Source organism: Microbacterium sp. C23T, assembly GCF_053345975.1.
In genome coordinates this window covers 166734-186824 of the sequence record NZ_JBKFBD010000005.1, presented here as the reverse complement: position 1 = coordinate 186824, position 20091 = coordinate 166734, and the positions used below count along the sequence as shown (strand labels likewise).

The following is a 20091-nucleotide window of genomic DNA, read 5'->3' as shown; positions in this document are numbered from 1 at the left end:
TTAGCGTGGGACACGAAGGCCTCCTGGTTCGTGAAGCGGTTTCTAGACAGCTCCACTTCACAACCGGAGGCCTTCACCTATCAGCAGCTCAACCGCGATTCACAAAACAACGTCCCTGGACATCACAGCTAGGCGTCGAAGCCGTCGGCGATGAGGTCGATGAGCTCCTCGCGCTCCTCCACCGGGAGGAAGGCGCCGGCGGCGGCGTTGAGCTGGAAGGCCTCGAGGTCGTCGAGGCCGTACTCGAAGGTCTCGGCGAGCAGCGCGAGCTCGCGCGTGAGCGACGTGCGGCTCATCGTGCGGTTGTCGACGTTCACGGTGACCGCGAAGCCGAGCTGGTAGAGCAGATCGAAGGGGTGGTCCTCCATCGTCGTGCCCCAGCGCTCGATGGCACCGGTCTGCAGGTTCGACGACGGCGACAGCTCGAGCGGGATCTCGCGGTCGCGCACCCAGCGCGCCAGGTCGCCGAACTGGACGAGCACCTCCTCGCCGGCGCGCGAGACGACCTCGAGGTCCTCGGCGAGGCGCACGCCATGGCCGAGGCGCAGCGCGCGGCCGTCGATCAGCGCCGAGCGGATCGAGTCCAGGCCGGCGGCCTCGCCCGCGTGCACGGTGGCGGGGAAGAACTCCGACGCCAGGTAGTCGAACGCGTCGCGCAGGCGCGACGGCGGGAATCCGTCCTCGGGACCCGCGATGTCGAACCCGACCGCGCCGCGGTTGCGCCAGTCCACGGCCAGCCGAGCGATCTCGAGCGAGCGGTCGCTGTGACGCATGGCCGAGATCAGCTGGCCGACACGGATGTCGTGGCCGCGGCTCTCGGCCGCGTCCTCGCCCTCCTCGATGCCCTCCTGCACCGCCGCGACGACCTCGTCGAGCGACAGCCCGCGGCCGAGGTGCTGCTCAGGTGCCCAGCGCACCTCTCCGTAGATGACGCCGTCGGCGGCGAGGTCCTCGACGAACTCGCGGGCGACCCGCGTGAGGCCCTCGCGCGTCTGCATGACGCCGATCGTCAGATCGAAGGTCTTGAGGTACTCGACGAGCGAGCCCGAGTCGCTCTTGTCGGCGAACCAGTCCGCGAGGTCGTCCGGGTCGGACTCGGGGACCTCGAACCCGATCGCGTCGGCCAGTTCGATGATCGTCGCGGGGCGCACGCCGCCGTCGAGGTGATCGTGCAGCGAGACCTTGGGCAGGCTGCGGAGCGACACTCCGTCGAGGATGGCGTCGCCGTGCTGGTCGATGGGCATTTGGGATTCTCCTCGGTTGCGATCGCGAGTCAGTGGTGTGCGGACGGATGCTGCGGCCCGGGCGCCGCGTCGGGCCCGGCGCGGGACTGACTCAGCCTAGGCGGTGATGCGTTCCAGGACGAGAGGACTGCGCTCGGGTGCGTCGGGGCCGATCTCCCACGCCCCGTCGAGGGCTTCGAGGGCGCGGTCGAACCGGGAGGCATCCTCGCCGAGAAGGGTGAACAGCGGCTGGCCGGCGCTCACCTGATCGCCGGGCTTCACGTGAAGATCGATGCCCGCCGCGTGCAGCACCGGGTCCTGCGCGCGTGCGCGTCCGGCTCCCAGGCGCCACGCGGCGATGCCGAACGGGAGCGCCTCCATGCCGGTGACGTAGCCGCCCTCGGTCGCGGTGACCGTGTGCGTCTCGTTCGGGGCGGGGAGCGCAGCATCCGGATCGCCGTCCTGCGCGATGATCATCGCGCGCCAGGCATCCATCGCGCGGCCGTCCTGGAGCGCCGCCTCGACGTCGGCGTCCGGCTGGCCGGCGAGCGCGAGCATCTCGCGGGCGAGCGCCACCGTCAGCTCGACGATGTCGGCGGGGCCGCCGCCGGCGAGCACCTCGACCGACTCGCGCACCTCGTTGGCGTTGCCGATGGCGAGGCCGAGCGGCGTGTTCATGTCGGTGAGGAGGGCGGTCGTGGAGACGCCCGAGTCGGTGCCGAGCGCGACCATCGTGCGGGCGAGCTCGCGCGCCCGGTCGACGTCGCGCATGAAGGCGCCGGAGCCGAACTTGACGTCGAGCACGAGCGCGTCGGTGCCCTCGGCGATCTTCTTGGACATGATGCTCGACGCGATCAGCGGGATCGCCTCGACGGTGCCGGTGACGTCGCGCAGCGCATAGAGCTTCTTGTCGGCCGGAGCGAGACCCGAGCCCGCGGCGCAGATGACCGCACCGACGCCTTGGAGCTGCGCGAACATCTCGTCGTTCGAGAGTGCCGCGCGCCAGCCGGGGATCGACTCGAGCTTGTCGAGCGTGCCGCCGGTGTGGCCGAGCCCGCGGCCAGACAGCTGCGGCACCGCGACGCCGAAGCTCGCGACGAGCGGAGCCAGCGGCAGCGTGATCTTGTCGCCGACGCCGCCGGTCGAGTGCTTGTCGACCGTGGGCTTGCCGAGCCCCGAGAAGCTCATCCGCTCCCCCGAGGCGATCATCGCGTCGGTCATGACGCGGATCTCGTCGCGCGTCATGCCGTTGAGGAGGACGGCCATCGCGAACGAGGCCATCTGCGAGTCGGCGACGTACCCGCGGGTGTAGGCGTCGACCATCCAGCGCAGCGCCTGCTCCGGCACCGCACCGCCGTCGCGCTTGGCGCGGATCACGTCGACCGCGTCGAACGGCTCGACGCCCGTCGCATCGCTCATCGGGTCGCCTCCTCGAGGTCGCGGGGTCCGAACGCGTCGGGCAGCACCTCGTCGATGGTGCGGATGCCCGACACCGTCTCGAGCAGCATGCCCGGGATCGCGAATTCGAAGAGCAGCTGCCGGCAGCGGCCGCACGGCATGATCGTGTCGCCATGGCCGTTGACGCAGACGAATGCGACGAGGCTCCCGCCGCCCGAGTTCGCCAGCTCGCTGACGAGACCGCACTCGGCGCAGAGGGTGACGCCGTACGACGCGTTCTCGACGTTGCAGCCGGTGACGATGCGCCCGTCGGTCACAAGGGCGGCGGCGCCGACCTTGTAGCGCGAGTAGGGGGCGTAGGCCCGCTGCATCGCGTCGGTCGCCGCGGCGCGCAGCTCATCCCAGTCGATATCGGTCATGAGCGCGCTCCGTTCGCGTCGGGTCGGGTATCAGGAGGGTCGACGGATGCCGCGGCCCGGCATCCGTCGCCCTTCACACGCACGGCAGGCACCGCGTCATCCCTTGATGTATGGTTTGCCGGCGGCGGCTGGGCCGCGGATCTGACCCGCGAAGCCGGCGACGGCGATGATCGTCACGACGTACGGCAGCATCAGCATGAACTCGCTGGGGATCGGCGTCCGCAGCACGGTCAGGAGGTTCTGCAGGTTGGTCGCGAACCCGAACAGCAGCGCCGCGAGGGTCGCCCGGATCGGGTCCCAGCGGCCGAAGATGACCGCGGCGAGGGCGATGAAGCCGAGGCCCGCCGTCATCTCCTTGGTGAACTGGCCCACCGAGACGAGCGTGAAGTACGCGCCGCCGATGCCGGCGATCGCACCCGCGAGCGATACGTTCCAGAACCGGCTGGTGTTCACCTTGATGCCCACCGTGTCGGCCGCCTGCGGGTGCTCGCCGACGGCGCGGAGCCGCAGACCCCAGCGGGTGCGGTAGAGGCCCCAGGCGACGAGCGCGACCGTGATGTACATGAGGTAGACGATGAACGTCTGGTTGAACAGCACGGGTCCGATGATCGGGATGTCGCTGAGCAGCGGGATCTCCCACCGCGTGAAGCGCACCGGGCGGTTGAGGTCGGCCTCGTTCGGCACGAGCAGCGCGCCGTAGAGGAAGCCGGTCAGGCCGGTCACGAGGACGTTGAGCACGACGCCGACGATCACCTGGTCGACGAGGTACTTGATCGAGAACGCCGCCAGCACGAACGCCACGAGAACGCCGCCCACCATCGCGCCCACGAGCCCGACGAACGGGTTGTGGGTGATGCTCGCAAGCAGCGCCGCGCTGAACGCACCGAACAGGAATTGACCCTCGATCGCGACATTGACGACGCCGACCCGCTCGCCGATGACGCCTCCGAGGGCACCGAAGATCAGCGGGACCGACAGCGACAGCGCGCCGAACAGAAGGCCGGTGACGGGCACGAGCCCACCGGCGGCGGCCCACACGAGGAACGCGAACACGGCGAGGAGGCTGAACACGATCGGCAGCCAGAGGCCGGTGCGGCGGTAGTTCGCCGAGTCCCAGAACGCCCAGAGCGTCAGGAGCACGAGGAAGCCGATCAGGACCCAGCAGGTCACGGCGGTCGGGAAGCTCACGTTCGGCAGGCCGATCGACGAGCTCGGGTCGCTCAGCCGGAAGGTGCTGATGCCGTTGCGCGGGACGAACAGGAAGAGGAGCGCCAGCAGGGCCGTCGCGATCGCGAGGGTCACCGCCAGCTTCAGGTGGCGCACCTTCACGGTGGCCAGCTGGATCGTCCCGTCGGGAGCAGGAGCGAGCGCGGTCATGCGGACACCGCCTTCTTCGCGGCCTTGGCTCTCGCCTTGGCGGCCTTCTCAGCATCGGTCTTCGGCAGGAAGAAGATCGTGCGGATGAGCGGCGGCGCCGCGATGAACAGGACGATGAGCGACTGCACGACGAGCACGATGTCGACGGGGATGCCCTGCGAGGCCTGCATCGTGAACGAACCGGCCTTCAGCGCACCGAACAGGATGCCGGCGGCGAACACGCCCCATGCCCGGCTGCGGCCGAGGAGGGCGACGGTGATGGCGTCGAAGCCGATGCCCGCGTCGATGTACCCGTCGAAGCCGGTGGTCACCGAGCCCTGGATCTGGTTCATGCCGGCGAGGCCTGCGAGTCCACCGGCGAAGAGCATCGCGTAGATGTACATCCGCTGCACGGAGATGCCGGACGCCCGGGCGGCGTGCGGGTTCTCGCCGACGGCGCGGAGCCGGAAGCCGAGGCTCGAGCGCTCCACCAGCCACCACACGAACACGGTGGCCGCGATGACGATCACGAAGCCCCAGTCGAGCAGGGGGAACCGGGGCCCGAGCAGGTCGGGGAACTGCGCGTTCGCCGGCGTCGCCGACGAGATCGGCTGGTCGCCCGCCGGCCGCTGCAGGATGCCGGGGGTGCGCACCATCCACGTCACGAGGTAGAACGCGACGTAGTTGAGCATGATGGTGAGGATCACCTCGTGGGCACCGGTGCGCGCCTTCAGCACACCGACGATGCCACCCCAGATCGCACCGCCGGCGATACCCGCCGCGAGCGTGAGGGGAAGTTGCAGGAACATCGGCAGGTTCAGGTTGAAGGTGATGAGCGCCGCCGTCGCACACGCGATGAGGATCTGGCCGCGACCACCGATGTTGAACAGGCCCACGCGGAACGCCAGCGCCACGCCGAGGCCTGCGGCGATCAGCGGGGCGGCGAAGCCGAGCGTGTTGGTGAGCGGTCGGATCTGCGTCGCGAAGTCGTTCGCCCTGGGGTTGTAGATCGCCCCGCGGAAGAGCGCCTCGTAGCCGCCGTACACCGCGTTCCAGACGGCGCCGAGGGTGTCGCCGGGTCGCGCGAAGAAGTAGCCGGACGCCGCCTGGACGTCCTCGTTCGTGATCGCCATCAGGATGCCGCCCACGACCATCGCCACGACGATCGCGAGCACCGTGGTCACCCAGTTGCTGCGCAGCAGCTCCTTGATGAAGACGTTCTGCCGCGGCGGCGGAGGCACCTCGCCGTCGACGGCACCGGGCGCGTCGGGTGTGGGGGCGGGCAGATCCGGCGAACCCGTGAGCGGGCCCGACACGGACGGGAGCTGATCAGCCGGCAGCCCCTTGAGCGGGTCGCCGCTCGCAGCGGGGTTCTGGTCGTTCACGCGACGGCCTCCTCGGGCTTCTCGCCGGCCATCATGAGGCCGAGAACGTCTCGGGGGGTGTCGCCGGGCACGATGCCGACGATCGCTCCGCGGTACATCACCGCGATGCGGTCGGCGAGGGCCGCGACCTCGTCGAGCTCGGTGGAGACGACGACGACCGGGATGCCGGAGTCCCGCGTCTCGACTATGCGTTTGTGGATGAACTCGATCGAGCCGACGTCGACGCCGCGCGTGGGCTGCGCTGCGACGAGCAGCTTCAGCTCGCGGCTCATCTCGCGCGCGATGACGACCTTCTGCTGGTTGCCGCCCGAGAGCGTCCCGGCGGGCACATCGGGGCCCTGGGTGCGGATGTCGTACTCGGTGATACGGGCCTTGGCGAAGTCGTCGAGCACGCCGCGGCGGATCGTGCCGCCCGACACGAAGGCCTTGTCGCCGGATCGGTCGAGGATGAGGTTCTCCGCCACCGTGAAGGTGCCTACGAGTCCGTCCTCGGTGCGATCCTCGGGCACGAACCCGACGCCCTCGTCGAGGATGCCGCGCACGCTCTTGCCGACGAGCTCGACGCCGCCGAGCTCGATCGAGCCGCTCACGCGCTCCCCGAGGCCCACCATGGCCTCGATGAGCTCGGTCTGGCCGTTGCCCTGGACGCCCGCGACCGCGAGGATCTCGCCCGGCCGGACGTCGAAGCTCACGTCGTCCACGACGACGGTGCCGTTCGCGGTGACGACGCGGAGGTCTCGCACCTCGAGTCCGCCCTCGCCGCGCTGGGGCGGGTTCTTGTGGACGGTGAGCTCGACCGCGCGGCCGACCATGAGGGACGCGAGCTCCGCGTTGGAGGCGGTCGGCGAGGCCTCGCCCACGACCTTGCCGAGCCGGATGACGGTGATGCGGTCGGCGACGGCGCGCACCTCGCGCAGCTTGTGCGTGATGAAGACGATCGAGGTGCCCTCATCGCGCAGCTGCTTCATGATCGTCATGAGCTCGTCGGTCTCCTGCGGCGTGAGCACGGCGGTCGGCTCGTCGAAGACGAGCACCTTCGCATCGCGCGACAGGGCCTTGATGATCTCGACCCGCTGCTGCACGCCCACGGGGAGATCGCCGACGATGGCGTCGGGATCGACCTCGAACCCGAAGCGGTCGGCGACGGAGCGCACGTGCTGGCGCGCCTTGGCGAGGTCGAGGGCGCCCAGCGCCTTGGTGTTCTCGTGACCGAGCATCACGTTCTCGGCGACGGTGAAGACCGGGATGAGCATGAAGTGCTGGTGCACCATGCCGATGCCCGCGTTCATCGCGTCGCCGGGACCGCGGAAGTGCTGGACGACGTCGTCCAGCAGGATCTCGCCCTCATCGGCCTGGTACAGGCCGTAGAGCACGTTCATGAGTGTGGATTTGCCGGCGCCGTTCTCGCCGAGAAGGGCATGGATCTCACCCGGCTGGACCACGAGATCGATGTGGTCGTTCGCGACGAGGGACCCGAAACGCTTCGTGATCCCACGGAGCTCGAGCTTCATATGTGCACCCTATATATGCTGTCGGCCGCGGCGCCATCCATCTGATGGCGGCGGGGAAGAACGCGGCCGGGTGGAGTCGTCCACCCGGCCGCGTTCCGCTGTTCCTGCTGCCTTACGGCGAGCTGGGCGAGGTCACCTCGAGGTCGCCCGAGATGATCTGCTCCTGGAGGGCGGCGAGCTCATCGAGCAGGCCCTCCGGCAGCTGCGACTCGAACGAGCCGAAGCCCGACAGGCCCACGCCCTCGTTCTCGAGCGTGCCGATGTAGGTGGCCGGGTCGAAGTCGCCCGACGACGCCTCCATGGTCGCCTGGTAGACGGCCTCGTCGATGCGCTTCATGATCGAGACCAGCACCATGTCGGCGACCGAGGGGTCGGCCTTGGCGAGGTCGGAGTCGACACCGAGCATGACCGTGCCACTGCCGGCGTCGGTGATGGCGTCGCGCGCGCTCTGGTAGATCGGGCCGCCGACCGGGAGGATCACGTCGACACCCTGGTCGAGGATGCCCTGCGCGGTCTGCTTGGCGGTGTCGTTCGCGGCGAAGCCACCGGTCATCGAGCCCTCCTGGGCGTCGACGTCCCAGCCGTAGGTCTCGACCGCGGCGCCCTTGTCTTCGTTGTACTTCTCGACGCCGTCGATGAAGCCGTCCATGAAGATGGTGACGGGCGGGATCGGGATGCCGCCGAACGTGCCGACCTTGTTGACGCCGGCCTGCGCCGACCACGCGGCCGCGGCGTAGCCGCCGAGGTACGCGGCCTGGACGGTGTCGAACAGGAGCGGCTTGATGTTCGGCGCGTCGGTCTCGCCGTCGCCGGTCTCCTTGCCGTCGTCACCCGTCTTGCCGCTGTTGTCGGCGCGGTCGTCGATGATGGCGTAGTTCACGTCGGGGTTCGCGAGCGCGGAGGCGACCGTGTCGGCCGACAGCTTGAAGCCGACCGAGATGATGAACGTGCAGCCCTCGGCGATGAGGTTCTCGAGGTTCGGGGCGTAGTCGTTCGCCGAGCTGGACTCGACCTCGATGGGCTTGACGCCGAGCTCTTCGGCGGCGCGGTCCATGCCTTCCTTGGCGGACTGGTTGAACGACTTGTCGTTGAAGCCGCCGTCGTCCGACACGAGGCAGGGGGTGAAGCCCTCGACGACGTTTCCGGCGTCTCCCGTGGATTCCGTCTCCTCAGGGGCGGAGCCGCAGCCGGCGAGGGCGATCAGCATGCCCGCGGCGACGGTGACGCCGACGAGCTTCTTGGTGCGTGAGATGGTCAACTCAGCCTCCACTACGTTCCCCCGCGGCCTTCACGGGGACTGCATCAAGTTACCCACTGTGACGGCGCGGTTGCATGCATCGTGAGGCGTCGTTCGCGAAAGGTTACAAAGACGCAATATCCCGCTCAGATGAGCAGACGATCAGGGAAAACGGTCCCCACGCCCACTCCACGCCTCGCCGGCGCGATCCGCGGAGCCTCGGGGCGCGTGGGCCCAGCCGCGAGCCGCAGCATCCGTTTTCACAGAACTTCGCCGCGCCCGCTGAGCTTGAGCGCGTCGACGACGCCCTTCACCCGCTGCGCGTGCTCGCTCGTGGTGACCAGCAGCGCGTCCTCGGTGTCGACCACGACGATGTCGCGGACACCGATGAGGCTGATGACCCGCCGGGTCTGGCTCACGACGATGCCGCTGGCGGCATCGGAGAGGATGCGGGCGTTCTCGCCGAGGATCGCGAGGTCGTTCTTGCGACCGTGGGAGTTGAGCTTGGCGAGGCTTGCGAAGTCGCCCACGTCGTCCCAGTCGAAGTGCCCGGGGATGACGGCGAGGCGCCCCTTGGCGGCCGCGGGCTCGGCGACGGTGTAGTCGATCGCGATCTTCTTGAGCGTCGGCCAGACCCGGTCGACCACCGGGCCGCGCTCGTCGCGGTCGTCCCATGCCTCGGCGAGGTCCATGAGACCCGCGTAGAGGTGAGGCTCGTTCTCGGCGATCTCGCCGAGCAGCACGTCGGCGCGCGAGATGAACATGCCGGCGTTCCAGAGATAGTTGCGGTCGGCGAAGTACTCCTTCGCCGTCTCGAGGTCGGGCTTCTCGACGAAGCTCTCGACCAGCGCGGCCTCGGGCGCCCCGTCGACCTTCAGCGCGTCGCCCTTCTTGATGTAGCCGAACCCGACGGACGGCTCGGAGGGCTGGATGCCGATCGTGCAGATGTACCCCTCGCGCGCGGTGGAGACCGCCTGGTTCACCGCCCACTCGAAAAGCTGCGGCACGCGGATGACGTGGTCGGCGGCGAACGAGCCGATGATCACGTCGGGCTCGCGACGCGAGAGGATCGCGGCGGCCAAGCCGATCGCGGCCGTCGAGTCGCGGGGTTCCGATTCCAGGAAGACGTTCTTGTCGGGGATGCCCGGCAGCTCCTTCTCCACCGCCGCACGGTGCGCGCGCCCGGTCACGACGGCGATGCGGTCGGGTCCGGCGAGAGGCTCCAGCCGGTTCCACGTGTCGCCCAGCAGCGTGTGGCCCGAGCCGGTGAGGTCGTGGAGGAACTTCGGCGCGTCGGCGCGCGACAGCGGCCACAGCCGGCTGCCGATGCCGCCGGCGGGGATCACGGCGTAGAAGTCGTCGATGGGTCCGGACATGGCACCCAGGCTAGCCGGATCGGCGAAACAACCGGGGTTCTTTCCAGCGGTGAAGATCCCTCCGGATGGAGGGGTCGTAAGGGTCGCCTTCGTCGCCCGTCCGCGAAATGCGGGAATAGGATGGACGCAGCGCCCGCGTGACGCCGACGGCCCGAAGCCCACGGTTCCGGGCCCTCTTCGGGGGCCGTCCTCGCAGTCCGAGGCCAGCCCCATCGTGTTTCGATCCAAGGAGGACGGACGTGTCTGCACCAGCACGCGTCACACCGTCGGTATCCGAGACCACTTCCCGAGTTCCTCGCGGCACCCTGTACCGCGGGAACGAAGGCATGTGGTCGTGGGTGCTGCACCGCATCACCGGCGTCGCCATCTTCTTCTTCCTGCTCGTCCACATCCTCGACACGGCGCTCATCCGGGTGTCGCCCGAGGCGTACGACGCGGTGATCGGCACGTACAAGAACCCGGTGATGGCCCTGGGCGAGGTCGCCCTGGTCGGCGCCATCGCGTACCACGCGTACAACGGCCTGCGCATCATCCTGGTCGACATGTGGTCGTGGGCCACCCGCCACCAGCGCCAGCTGTGGTGGGGCGTGCTGGGCCTGTGGGTCGTGACGATGCTGGGCTTCGTCCCGCGTCACCTCATGCTCGCCTTCGCTCCGGGAGGGGGCCACTGATGACCGCCATCGCCGATCCGCGCGCGCCGCGCGCCACCGTCCGCCGCCGGGGCGCCAACCTCGAGAAGTGGGGCTGGGTCTACATGCGCGCCTCGGGCGTGCTGCTCGTGGTCCTCATCTTCGGCCACCTCTTCGTGAACCTGATGGTCGGCGAGGGCATCCACGGCATCGACTTCGCGTTCGTCGCCGGCAAGTACGCGACGCCGTTCTGGCAGTGGTGGGACGTCCTCATGCTGTGGCTCGCGCTGATCCACGGCGCGAACGGCATGCGCACGATCGTCAACGACTACGTGACCCATGCCGGCACCCGCCGCGTGCTCGTCTGGGCGCTCGGCCTCGCTGCCGCGTTCCTCATCGTGCTCGGCACGCTCGTCGTCTTCACGTTCGACCCGTGCATCGGCTTCGACCCCGACACCGCGTCCGACGTCATCATCGGAATCTGCGCCTAAGCGTTCGGGCGACCCCCGAGCATCGACCATCGAAAGCACCCAGCGTGAGCACTGAGACCACCGACAGCTACGTCAAGGACGGCGTCCACTACCACCAGTTCGACATCGTCATCGTGGGCGCCGGCGGCGCCGGCATGCGCGCCGCCATCGAGGCGGGCCCCGGGGCGAAGACGGCCGTCATCTCGAAGCTGTACCCCACCCGCTCGCACACCGGCGCGGCGCAGGGCGGCATGGCGGCGGCCCTGGCCAACGTCGAAGAGGACTCGTGGGAGTGGCACACCTTCGACACCGTCAAGGGCGGCGACTACCTCGTCGACCAGGACGCGGCCGAGATCCTCGCGAAGGAGGCCATCGACGCGGTCATCGACCTCGAGAACATGGGCCTCCCGTTCAACCGCACGCCCGAGGGCAAGATCGACCAGCGCCGCTTCGGCGGGCACACCGCCGACCACGGCAAGACCCCGGTGCGCCGCGCGTGCTACGCAGCCGACCGGACCGGCCACATGATCCTGCAGACGCTGTTCCAGAACTGCGTCAAGCTCGGCATCAACTTCTTCAACGAGTTCTACGTGCTCGACCTCATCACGGTCGGCGACGGCACGGACAAGCAGATCGCGGGCGTCGTCGCCTACGAGCTCGCCACGGGCGACCTGCACGTCTTCCAGTCGAAGGCCGTCATCTTCGCGACCGGCGGCTTCGGCAAGATCTTCAAGACGACGTCGAACGCGCACACCCTCACCGGTGACGGCGTCGGCATCATCTGGCGCAAGGGCCTGCCGCTGGAGGACATGGAGTTCTTCCAGTTCCACCCGACCGGTCTCGCCGGGCTCGGCATCCTCCTCACCGAAGGTGCCCGCGGTGAAGGCGCGATCCTGCGCAACGTGAGCGGCGAGCGCTTCATGGAGCGCTACGCCCCCACCATCAAGGACCTCGCGCCGCGAGACATCGTCAGCCGCTGCATGGTGCAGGAGGTCGCGGAGGGCCGCGGCGCCGGACCCCACCGCGACTACGTGCTGCTGGACTGCACGCATCTGGGCGCAGAAGTCCTCGAGACGAAGCTCCCCGACATCACCGAGTTCGCGCGCACTTATCTGGGCGTCGACCCGGTCGTCGAGCCGGTGCCCGTCATGCCGACCGCGCACTACGCGATGGGCGGCATCCCCACGAACAACGACGCGCAGGTGCTGAGCGACAACACGACGGTCGTCCCCGGGCTGTATGCCGCCGGCGAGTGCGCGTGCGTCTCGGTGCACGGCTCGAACCGCCTCGGCACCAACTCGCTGCTCGACATCAACGTCTTCGGCAAGCGCGCCGGCCGCAACGCGGTCGAGTACGTGCAGACCGCCGACTTCGTGCCGCTCCCCGAGGACCCCGCCGCCGAGGTGCGCAACCTCATCGAGGGCCTCCGCAACAACCCGGGCACCGAGCGCATCGCCGTCCTCCGCAAGACGCTGCAGGACGAGATGGACCGCAAGGCCCAGGTGTTCCGCACCGATGAGTCGCTGGGCGAGGTGCTCCTCACGATCGAAGAGCTGCGCGAGCGCTACAAGAACGTCCATGTCGACGACAAGGGCAAGCGGTTCAACACCGACCTGCTCGAGGCCGTCGAGCTCGGCTTCCTCCTCGACATCGCCGAGGTCGTCGTCGTCACCGCGAAGAACCGCCAGGAGAGCCGCGGCGGCCACATGCGCGACGACTTCCCGAAGCGCGACGACGAGAACTACATGCAGCACACCATGGCGTACCTGTCGGGCGACCCGCACTCGTCGAACGCCGAGGACCACATCCGCCTCGCCTGGAAGCCCGTCGTCTTCACGAAGAACGAAAAGGGCGAGTTGAACTACCCGCCGATGGAGAGGAAGTACTGATGGCGACCTCGGTCACCGACGTCATCGAGCGCACCGACGCCGACGCGCCCGTCCGCGCAGAGGAGTCCGCGAACGACACCGGCATCCAGTCGTTCCTCGTCACCTTCATCATCCGGCGCTTCGACCCCGAGGTCGATGAGGAGCCGCGCTGGGTCGACTACGACGTCGAGCTGTACTCGACCGACCGCGTGCTGGACGCCCTGCACAAGATCAAGTGGGAGGTCGACGGCTCGCTGACGTTCCGCCGCTCGTGCGCCCACGGCATCTGCGGGTCCGACGCGATGCGCATCAACGGCCGCAACCGGCTCGCGTGCAAGACGCTCATCAAGGACCTCGACATCTCGCAGCCAATCTACGTCGAGGCCATCAAGGGCCTGCCGCTCGAGAAGGACCTCGTCGTCGACATGGAGCCCTTCTTCGCGTCATACCGCGAGGTTCAGCCGTTCCTCATCGCGAACTCGACGCCCGAGAAGGGCAAGGAGCGCATCCAGTCGATCGTCGACCGCGAGGTCTTCGACGACACCACGAAGTGCATCCTCTGCGCGGCGTGCACGTCGTCGTGCCCCGTCTTCTGGACCGACGGCCAGTACTTCGGCCCCGCGGCCATCGTCAACGCGCACCGCTTCATCTTCGACTCGCGCGACGACGCGGGCGACGTGCGCCTCGACATCCTCAACGACAAGGAAGGCGTGTGGCGCTGCCGCACGACCTTCAACTGCACCGAGGCGTGCCCGCGCGGCATCGAGGTCACCAAGGCGATCGCCGAGGTCAAGCAGGCGGTCCTCCGCGGCCGCGCGTAACCCCGGTTCTCTTTCCGGACAGACGGATGCCGCATCGCTGAGCGATGCGGCATCCGTCTGTCGCTAATCTGAACACCGTGACGCACACTCCCCCGCCCGACGCCCGTGCGGCGGCGGACGCCGCGCAGCGCGAAGAGGAGTCGCTCCGGGAGCGCTGGGAGGCGACCGAGCACAGCCTCCGGCAGCGCTTCGACGCACCGATCAGCCGCGCGACGCGGCTCACGCAGGCGACGATGGCGTGGTTCCCGGTGCGGGTGTGGCGGCACTTCCTCATCGAGAACGGGTTCCTGCTCGCTGCGGGCGTCAGCTATGTCGCGCTGTTCGCCTGCTTCGCCGCAATCTACCTCGTCTTCGCGATCGTGGGGATCTGGCTCGGCGGCAGCACGGAGGCCGTCGACGCCCTCATCGACCTGATCAACGTCTACATCCCCGGCCTCATCGCGGACTCCGGTGGCCTCGCGACCCCGGATCAGGTGCAGGAGATCGCCTCCAGCAACTCCGGGGTGCTCGGGTGGACAGGCATCATCGCCCTCGGCACCCTGATCTGGACCGCGATCGACTGGGTGACCTACTCGCGCCGCGCGGTCCGCGAACTGTTCGCCATCCCGCCCGACCGCCGCAGCTACTTCCTGCTGAAGGCGCGCGACTTCCTCGCCGCCCTCATCTTCGGCGCGGCGCTCATCCTCGGCGCGATGCTGAGCACCGTCGGCGCCTACGCGGTCGAATGGATCCTCTCGCTGATCGGGTTCAAGAACACCAGCGCCTTCACCGACATCAGCGTGAGCGTGGGCTCGGTGCTCATCGGCTTCGTGATCACGTCGGCGGCACTGACCGGACTCTTCCGCTTCCTCACCGGGACGAAGCTCCCGTGGCGGCGGATCTGGCCGGGCGCGATGCTCGGCGGACTCGGCATCTCGGTACTCCAGCTCGGTGCCGGTCTCCTGCTGAGCTACACCCCGTCGAACCCGCTGCTGGCGACGTTCGCGATCTTCATCGGGATGCTGCTGTGGTTCCGGCTGCTGGGAATCGTCATGCTCGTCGCGGCCGCCTGGATCGCCGTCGCGGCGAAGGACCGCGATGTCGTGATGCTGCCGCAGACCGATGCCGAGCGGGTCGCCGCCGAGCACGCGGCGCTGCTCGTCGCCGCGCGCGTGCGGCTGCGCACCGCGCAGGACGCGCGCGACCAGGCGCCGTGGTACCGCATGTGGGTCGCCGACCGCGCCGTCCGCGAGGCCGAGGACGAGCTGCGCCAGGTCGAAGCGGCGACGCCGTCGGTGCCGGGGCGCAACGGGGCCGCGCCGGGGCGGGCGTCGGCCCCCGCTCCGCCGGCCACCGCGACACCCAGCAAGCCCTCCAAGCGCGGCCGGCCGCCCCGCGTCCAGGACAACGGCTGACGTGTCCTCCGGTGTCGGTGGCCCCGGATAGTCTTGCCGTCGTGTCTCGCCGTGTTCGCATCGCCTCTGTCAACGTCAACGGAATCCGCGCGGCGACGCGCAAGGGCATGCTCGAGTGGCTCGACGCCGCCGACATCGACGTGATGGCCCTCCAGGAGGTCCGCGCCACCGAGGACGAGCTGCGCGCCGCGCTCCCGGGCTGGGAGATCGTCAACGACGAAGCGCTCGCGAAGGGCCGCGCCGGCGTGGCCGTCGCCAGCCGCATCCCGTCGGTCGAGGTGCGCCGTGTGCTCGGCCCCGCCGCCGAGGACGCGGCCGAGGTGCTCGACAGCGCCGGCCGCTGGATCGAGGCCGACTTCGACATCGACGGCGAGCGCCTCATCGTCGTGAGCGCCTACGTGCACACCGGCGAGGCCGACACCCCCAAGCAGGATGCGAAGTGGGCGTTCCTCGACGCGATGGAGCGGCGGATGCCGCAGCTCGAGGCCGCATCCCCGCTCGCGCTCGTCATGGGCGACCTGAACGTCGGCCACCGCGAGTTCGACATCCGCAACTGGAAGGGCAACGTCAAGAAGGCCGGGTTCCTCCCCCGTGAGCGCGCGTACTTCGACCGCTTCTTCGGCGAAGAGGGCGCGGTGGTCACCGGGGTCGACGGCTCGACGGGCCCGGGCCTCGGCTGGGTCGACATCGGCCGCCGCTTCCACGGCGACGTCGACGGCCCCTACACCTGGTGGTCGATGCGCGGACGCGCGTTCGACAACGACACCGGGTGGCGCATCGACTACCACCTCGCGACGCCCGAGCTCGGTGCCCGGGTGGCCGACTACCGTGTGGTGCGCGCGCCCTCTTGGGACACGCGCTGGAGCGACCACTCCCCCGTCGTCGCCGACTACACGATCGGGCGCTGAGGCGCAGCATCCGCTCTATAGACTTTTCGGATGAGTAGATCGCGCCTGTACTCCGGCATGCAGCCCTCCGCCGACTCCCTTCAGATCGGCAACTACATCGGGGCTCTCATGCAGTGGCGCGACCTGCAGGAGTCGTACGACGCGTTCTTCTCGGTGGTCGACCTGCACGCGATCACCGTCGCGCAGGACCCCGAGCACCTGCGCGAGAAGACGCGCCGCACCGCCGCGCAGTACATCGCCGCCGGCATCGAGCCCTCGAAGTCGACGCTGTACGTGCAGTCGCACGTGCCCGCGCACGCCGAGCTGGCGTGGATCCTGTCGACGATCACCGGCTTCGGCGAGGCCGGGCGCATGACGCAGTTCAAGGACAAGTCCTCGCGCTACGGCTCGGACGCGACCTCGGTCGGGCTCTTCACCTACCCGGTGCTGATGGCCGCCGACATCCTGCTGTACCAGACCGACATCGTGCCCGTCGGCGACGACCAGAAGCAGCACGTCGAGCTCACCCGCGACCTGGCCGAGCGCTTCAACAGCCGCTTCGGCGAAACGTTCAAGGTGCCGATGCCGGTCATCCAGCAGGAGACGGCCCGCATCTACGATCTGCAGAACCCCACTGCGAAGATGTCGAAGTCGGCGGAGTCCGATGCCGGCGTGCTGTGGCTGCTCGACGACCCGGCGGTCTCGGCCAAGAAGATCATGCGCGCCGTCACCGACTCCGAGGGCTCGGTGCGCTACGACCGCGAGGCCAAGCCCGGTGTCTCGAACCTGCTCGTGATCTACGCCGCCCTCACCGGCCGCCAGATCCCGTCCATCGAGGACGAGTACGCGGGCCGCGGCTACGGCGACTTCAAGAAGGGCCTCGCCGAGGTCGTCGTCAACGAGTTCGGCCCGGTGCGCGAGCGCGCGCTGCAGATGCTCGACGATCCCTCCGAGCTCGACCGCGTCCTCGCGGTCAACGCCGGCAAGGCCGAAGAGGTCGCGAACCGCACGCTCGGCGATGTCTACGACAAGGTCGGCCTCCTCCGCCGCTCCCGCTGACCCGTGGAGCCCGTGACCCTGCGCACCGCGCGCCTGGAGCTGTCCGCGCCGCGCGCGGAGGACGTCGACGCCGTGCACGCGGCGTGCCAGGATCCCGACATCCAGCGGTACACGCGGGTGCCCTCACCGTACGCGCGCGAGGACGCCGAGAAGTTCATCGACGCGGTCGCCGAGCAGTGGGCGGGCGAGTTGCACCGCACCTGGGTGATCCGCGACGGCGCGACCCTCGTGGGCACCGTCGGGTTCTACCGGCTCGACGGTCAGGGCAACGGGGAGATCGGCTACTGGATCGCCCCGGATCAGCGCGGCGGCGGACGCCTCCGCGAGGCCGCGAACGCGGTGATCGACTGGGCCTTCTCGCCTGACGGGGCCGGCCTCACTCGCATCGAATGGCGCGCCGTCGTCGGCAACGAGCCGTCGGCGCGCGTCGCCCGCGCTCTGGGCTTCCGCTTCGAGGGCACCCTGCGCCAGGCGCTCGTGAGCGCGCGGCACCGCGACGACGGCTGGATCGCGGCTCTCCTGACGACGGACGAGCGGACGCCTCAGCCCTGGCAGGTGCTCGGGGACTGACGACCGGTCCGCGTGTCGGCACGGCATGGCAGGATGAGCGCATGCCCGAGATGCCCGAGGTGCAGGGACTCGTCGACTTCCTCCGCGAGCGGCTCACCGGCGTGCAGATCACGCGGGCGACCGTCGCGAACATCGCGGCGCTGAAGACGTACGACCCGCCGATCGATGCGCTGCATGGGCAGGAGATCACGGGAGCCTCTCGCCACGGCAAGTTCATCGACCTCGCCACGACCGGCCCGCACCTCGTGTTCCACCTCGCCAAGGCCGGGTGGCTGCGCTGGTACGACGAGCTGCCGAAGACGATCATCCGCCCGGGCAAGACCCCGATCGCGCTGCGCGTCGCGCTGTCCGATGGCGCCGGGTTCGATCTCACCGAGGCGGGCACGAAGAAGTCCCTCGCGGTCTATGTCGTGCGCGATCCGTCGGACGTCCCCGGCGTCGCGCGGCTCGGCCCCGATCCTCTGGACGCCTCCTTCACGCGCGACACCTTCGCCGGGCTCCTCGCCGGCCGTCGCACGCAGATCAAGGGGGTGCTGCGCGACCAGATGATCATCGCGGGCGTGGGCAACGCATACTCCGACGAGATCCTGCACGCGGCGAAGATGTCGCCGTACGCGCTGGCGTCCTCGCTGTCCGACGACGACATCACGCGCCTGTTCGACGCGATGACCGAGACGCTGACGGATGCTGTCGCCGAGGCATCCGGAAAGCCACCGGCCGAACTGAAGGACGCGAAACGCCGGGGCATGCAGGTCCACGGGCGTCGCGGCGAGAAATGCCCGGTCTGCGGCGACGAGGTGCGGAGCGTCTTCTTCGCGGACAACTCGCTCGAGTACTGCCCCACCTGCCAGACCGGCGGGAAGATCCTCGCCGACCGCCGCCTCTCGCGCCTCCTGAAGTAGTTCTCAGTCGCCGGTCGTGCCCATGAGCACGCGAGCGTCGTCATCGACCCAGTCGAGCGCCTTCGACACGGCCTTGCGCCACTGGCGATAGCGGCGTTCGCGCTCGTCCTCGGGCATCTGCGGCTCGAAGCGGACGTCCTCGCGCCAGTGCGATCGGAGCTCGTCGAGGTCGCTCCAGACGCCGGTCGCGAGACCTGCGGCGTACGCGGCGCCGAGCGCGGTCGTCTCGACGACCTTCGGGCGCACGACCGGGATGCCGAGGATGTCGGCCTGGAACTGCATGAGGAGGTCGTCGCGCGTCATGCCGCCGTCGACGCGCAGCTCGTCGAGCGTGCGGCCGGTGTCGGCGACCACGGCGTCGATCACGTCGCGCGTCTGGAACGCCGTCGACTCGAGCGCCGCGCGTGCGATGTGCGCCTTGTTGACGTAGCGCGTGAGTCCGACGAGCGCGCCACGCGCGTCGGGGCGCCAGTACGGCGCGAAGAGCCCGGAGAACGCGGGCACGAAGTAGGCGCCGCCGTTGTCGTCGACGCTCGTGGCGAGGGTCTCGACGTCCTCGGAGCGCTGGATGATGCCCAGGTTGTCGCGCAGCCACTGCACGAGCGACCCGGTCACGGCGATGGATCCCTCGAGCGCGTAGCGGGCGGGCTCGTCGCCGATGCGGTAGCCGACCGTGGTGATGAGGCCGCTTCCTGATCGCACGATCTCGGTGCCGGTGTTCACGAGCAGGAAGTTGCCCGTGCCGTAGGTGTTCTTCGACTCCCCCGCGTCGAACGCGGCCTGCCCGAAGGTCGCCGCCTGCTGGTCGCCGAGGATCCCGGCGATCGGCACCCCGTCGAGCACCGAGGGCAGCGAGGAGTGACCGACGACCTCGGATGAGGAGCGGATCTCGGGCATCATGGCGCGCGGGATGCCCCACACAGCGAGCAGGTCGTCCGACCAGTCGAGCGTGCGCAGGTCCATGAGCAGCGTGCGCGACGCGTTGGTGACGTCGGTGACATGGATGCCGCCGCGGGCGCCGCCCGTGAGGTTCCACACCACCCAGGTGTCGGGTGTGCCGAACAGCAGCTCTCCCGCTTCGGCGGCCGCTCGCGCTCCGTCCACGTTGTCGAGGATCCACGCGACCTTCGACGCCGAGAAGTACGTGGCGAGCGGCAGCCCCGTAGTCTCGGCGAATCGATCGGCGCCTCCTTCGGCCGCCAACTCGTCGATCCGGGGCTGGGTGCGGGTGTCCTGCCACACGAGCGCGTTGTGCACCGGACGCCCGGTGCGCTTCTCCCAGACGATCGCCGTCTCGCGCTGGTTGGTCACGCCGATCGCGGCGACCTCGGATGCTGCGAGTCCGGCGCGCGAGAGACACGACGCGATGACCCACTCGGTGTTGGTCCAGATCTCGACCGGGTCGTGCTCCACGCGACCGGCCCGGGGGAAGATCTGCTCGTGCTCACGCTGCGATACGGCGACCACGGCACCGGCGGCGTCGAACACGATGGCACGCGTCGAGGTCGTGCCCTGGTCGATGGACAGCACGTGGTCGGGCAACGTCGTCTCCTTGCTCGGCGGGCGACATCGCCCGCGCGGGTCGG

Annotated in this window: 18 protein-coding genes; 9 read left to right on the top strand and 9 right to left on the bottom strand. The window is 69.3% G+C overall.

The window, feature by feature from the left end; genetic code table 11:
* Positions 1 to 128: 128 nt before the first annotated feature.
* From ACLBXX_RS04765 to ACLBXX_RS04730, 8 genes are all read right to left on the bottom strand, one after another.
* Entirely contained in the window at positions 129 to 1244 is a 1116-nt protein-coding gene (locus ACLBXX_RS04765) for an adenosine deaminase (protein ID WP_375871335.1), read from the bottom strand.
* 96 nt (positions 1245 to 1340) lie between these two features.
* On the bottom strand, positions 1341 to 2642 hold the full coding sequence (locus tag ACLBXX_RS04760) for a thymidine phosphorylase (RefSeq protein WP_447657042.1): 1302 nt from the start codon (positions 2640 to 2642) through the stop codon (positions 1341 to 1343).
* Positions 2639 to 3040, bottom strand: a complete 402-nt coding sequence (locus ACLBXX_RS04755) for a cytidine deaminase (protein WP_310289255.1) — start codon at positions 3038 to 3040, stop codon at positions 2639 to 2641. The genes ACLBXX_RS04760 and ACLBXX_RS04755 overlap by 4 nt, the downstream gene beginning before the upstream one ends.
* Before the next feature lie 96 nt (positions 3041 to 3136).
* Entirely contained in the window at positions 3137 to 4417 is a 1281-nt protein-coding gene (locus ACLBXX_RS04750) for an ABC transporter permease (RefSeq protein WP_447657041.1), read from the bottom strand.
* Entirely contained in the window at positions 4414 to 5781 is a 1368-nt protein-coding gene (locus ACLBXX_RS04745) for an ABC transporter permease (RefSeq protein WP_447657040.1), read from the bottom strand. Before ACLBXX_RS04745 ends, ACLBXX_RS04750 begins: the two co-directional genes overlap by 4 nt.
* Positions 5778 to 7292, bottom strand: a complete 1515-nt coding sequence (locus tag ACLBXX_RS04740) for an ABC transporter ATP-binding protein (protein ID WP_447657039.1) — start codon at positions 7290 to 7292, stop codon at positions 5778 to 5780. The genes ACLBXX_RS04745 and ACLBXX_RS04740 overlap by 4 nt, the downstream gene beginning before the upstream one ends.
* A gap of 112 nt (positions 7293 to 7404) precedes the next feature.
* Positions 7405 to 8550 (bottom strand): BMP family lipoprotein, encoded by a 1146-nt coding sequence (locus ACLBXX_RS04735; RefSeq protein ID WP_447657038.1) that lies wholly within the window; start codon positions 8548 to 8550, stop codon positions 7405 to 7407.
* A 239-nt stretch (positions 8551 to 8789) separates the two neighbouring features.
* Positions 8790 to 9905, bottom strand: a complete 1116-nt coding sequence (locus ACLBXX_RS04730; protein ID WP_447657037.1) for a mannose-1-phosphate guanylyltransferase — start codon at positions 9903 to 9905, stop codon at positions 8790 to 8792.
* A gap of 239 nt (positions 9906 to 10144) precedes the next feature.
* Here ACLBXX_RS04730 and sdhC point away from each other — a divergent pair, with 239 nt between their 5' ends.
* The 9 genes from sdhC (at position 10145) to ACLBXX_RS04685 (ending at position 18505) form a co-directional block, all read left to right on the top strand.
* Positions 10145 to 10576 carry a succinate dehydrogenase, cytochrome b556 subunit gene (sdhC, locus tag ACLBXX_RS04725; protein ID WP_310289241.1) on the top strand — a complete coding sequence of 144 codons (432 nt, stop codon included), beginning with the start codon at positions 10145 to 10147 and terminating at the stop codon, positions 10574 to 10576.
* A complete protein-coding gene (locus ACLBXX_RS04720) occupies positions 10576 to 11025 on the top strand; it encodes a succinate dehydrogenase hydrophobic membrane anchor subunit (RefSeq protein ID WP_447657036.1) in 450 nt (149 codons plus the stop codon). The genes sdhC and ACLBXX_RS04720 overlap by 1 nt, the downstream gene beginning before the upstream one ends.
* 44 nt (positions 11026 to 11069) lie before the next feature.
* Positions 11070 to 12893: a succinate dehydrogenase flavoprotein subunit gene (gene sdhA, locus ACLBXX_RS04715; protein WP_447657035.1), complete on the top strand. Its 1824-nt coding sequence runs from the start codon at positions 11070 to 11072 to the stop codon at positions 12891 to 12893.
* Positions 12893 to 13693: a succinate dehydrogenase iron-sulfur subunit gene (locus ACLBXX_RS04710; protein WP_447657034.1), complete on the top strand. Its 801-nt coding sequence runs from the start codon at positions 12893 to 12895 to the stop codon at positions 13691 to 13693. Before sdhA ends, ACLBXX_RS04710 begins: the two co-directional genes overlap by 1 nt.
* Before the next feature lie 77 nt (positions 13694 to 13770).
* Entirely contained in the window at positions 13771 to 15087 is a 1317-nt protein-coding gene (locus ACLBXX_RS04705; RefSeq protein ID WP_447657033.1) for a YihY/virulence factor BrkB family protein, read from the top strand.
* Between the two features lie 41 nt (positions 15088 to 15128).
* The gene (locus ACLBXX_RS04700) at positions 15129 to 15995 is read left to right on the top strand and encodes an exodeoxyribonuclease III (protein WP_447657032.1); all 867 of its coding nucleotides are present in this window, start codon (positions 15129 to 15131) and stop codon (positions 15993 to 15995) included.
* Between the two features lie 30 nt (positions 15996 to 16025).
* Positions 16026 to 17033, top strand: coding sequence for a tryptophan--tRNA ligase (trpS, locus tag ACLBXX_RS04695; protein WP_387147942.1), 1008 nt, complete (start codon positions 16026 to 16028; stop codon positions 17031 to 17033).
* 12 nt (positions 17034 to 17045) lie between these two features.
* Positions 17046 to 17603 (top strand): GNAT family N-acetyltransferase, encoded by a 558-nt coding sequence (locus ACLBXX_RS04690; protein WP_447657031.1) that lies wholly within the window; start codon positions 17046 to 17048, stop codon positions 17601 to 17603.
* Between the two features lie 41 nt (positions 17604 to 17644).
* Positions 17645 to 18505, top strand: a complete 861-nt coding sequence (locus ACLBXX_RS04685; protein ID WP_447657030.1) for an Fpg/Nei family DNA glycosylase — start codon at positions 17645 to 17647, stop codon at positions 18503 to 18505.
* A gap of 3 nt (positions 18506 to 18508) precedes the next feature.
* On the opposite strand, the gene glpK is transcribed toward ACLBXX_RS04685, so the two are convergent.
* On the bottom strand, positions 18509 to 20047 hold the full coding sequence (glpK, locus tag ACLBXX_RS04680) for a glycerol kinase GlpK (RefSeq protein WP_447657029.1): 1539 nt from the start codon (positions 20045 to 20047) through the stop codon (positions 18509 to 18511).
* Positions 20048 to 20091: the final 44 nt, after the last annotated feature.

Bases quoted from the DNA above. Each gene is read 5' to 3' on its own strand.
- ACLBXX_RS04765 (WP_375871335.1), bottom strand. From the start codon at position 1,244: ATGCCCATCGACCAGCACGGCGACGCCATCCTCGACGGAGTGTCGCTC.
- ACLBXX_RS04760 (WP_447657042.1), bottom strand. From the start codon at position 2,642: ATGAGCGATGCGACGGGCGTCGAGCCGTTCGACGCGGTCGACGTGATC.
- ACLBXX_RS04755 (WP_310289255.1), bottom strand. From the start codon at position 3,040: ATGACCGATATCGACTGGGATGAGCTGCGCGCCGCGGCGACCGACGCG.
- ACLBXX_RS04750 (WP_447657041.1), bottom strand. From the start codon at position 4,417: ATGACCGCGCTCGCTCCTGCTCCCGACGGGACGATCCAGCTGGCCACC.
- ACLBXX_RS04740 (WP_447657039.1), bottom strand. From the start codon at position 7,292: ATGAAGCTCGAGCTCCGTGGGATCACGAAGCGTTTCGGGTCCCTCGTC.
- ACLBXX_RS04730 (WP_447657037.1), bottom strand. From the start codon at position 9,905: ATGTCCGGACCCATCGACGACTTCTACGCCGTGATCCCCGCCGGCGGC.
- ACLBXX_RS04720 (WP_447657036.1), top strand. From the start codon at position 10,576: ATGACCGCCATCGCCGATCCGCGCGCGCCGCGCGCCACCGTCCGCCGC.
- ACLBXX_RS04710 (WP_447657034.1), top strand. From the start codon at position 12,893: ATGGCGACCTCGGTCACCGACGTCATCGAGCGCACCGACGCCGACGCG.
- trpS (WP_387147942.1), top strand. From the start codon at position 16,026: ATGAGTAGATCGCGCCTGTACTCCGGCATGCAGCCCTCCGCCGACTCC.
- ACLBXX_RS04685 (WP_447657030.1), top strand. From the start codon at position 17,645: ATGCCCGAGATGCCCGAGGTGCAGGGACTCGTCGACTTCCTCCGCGAG.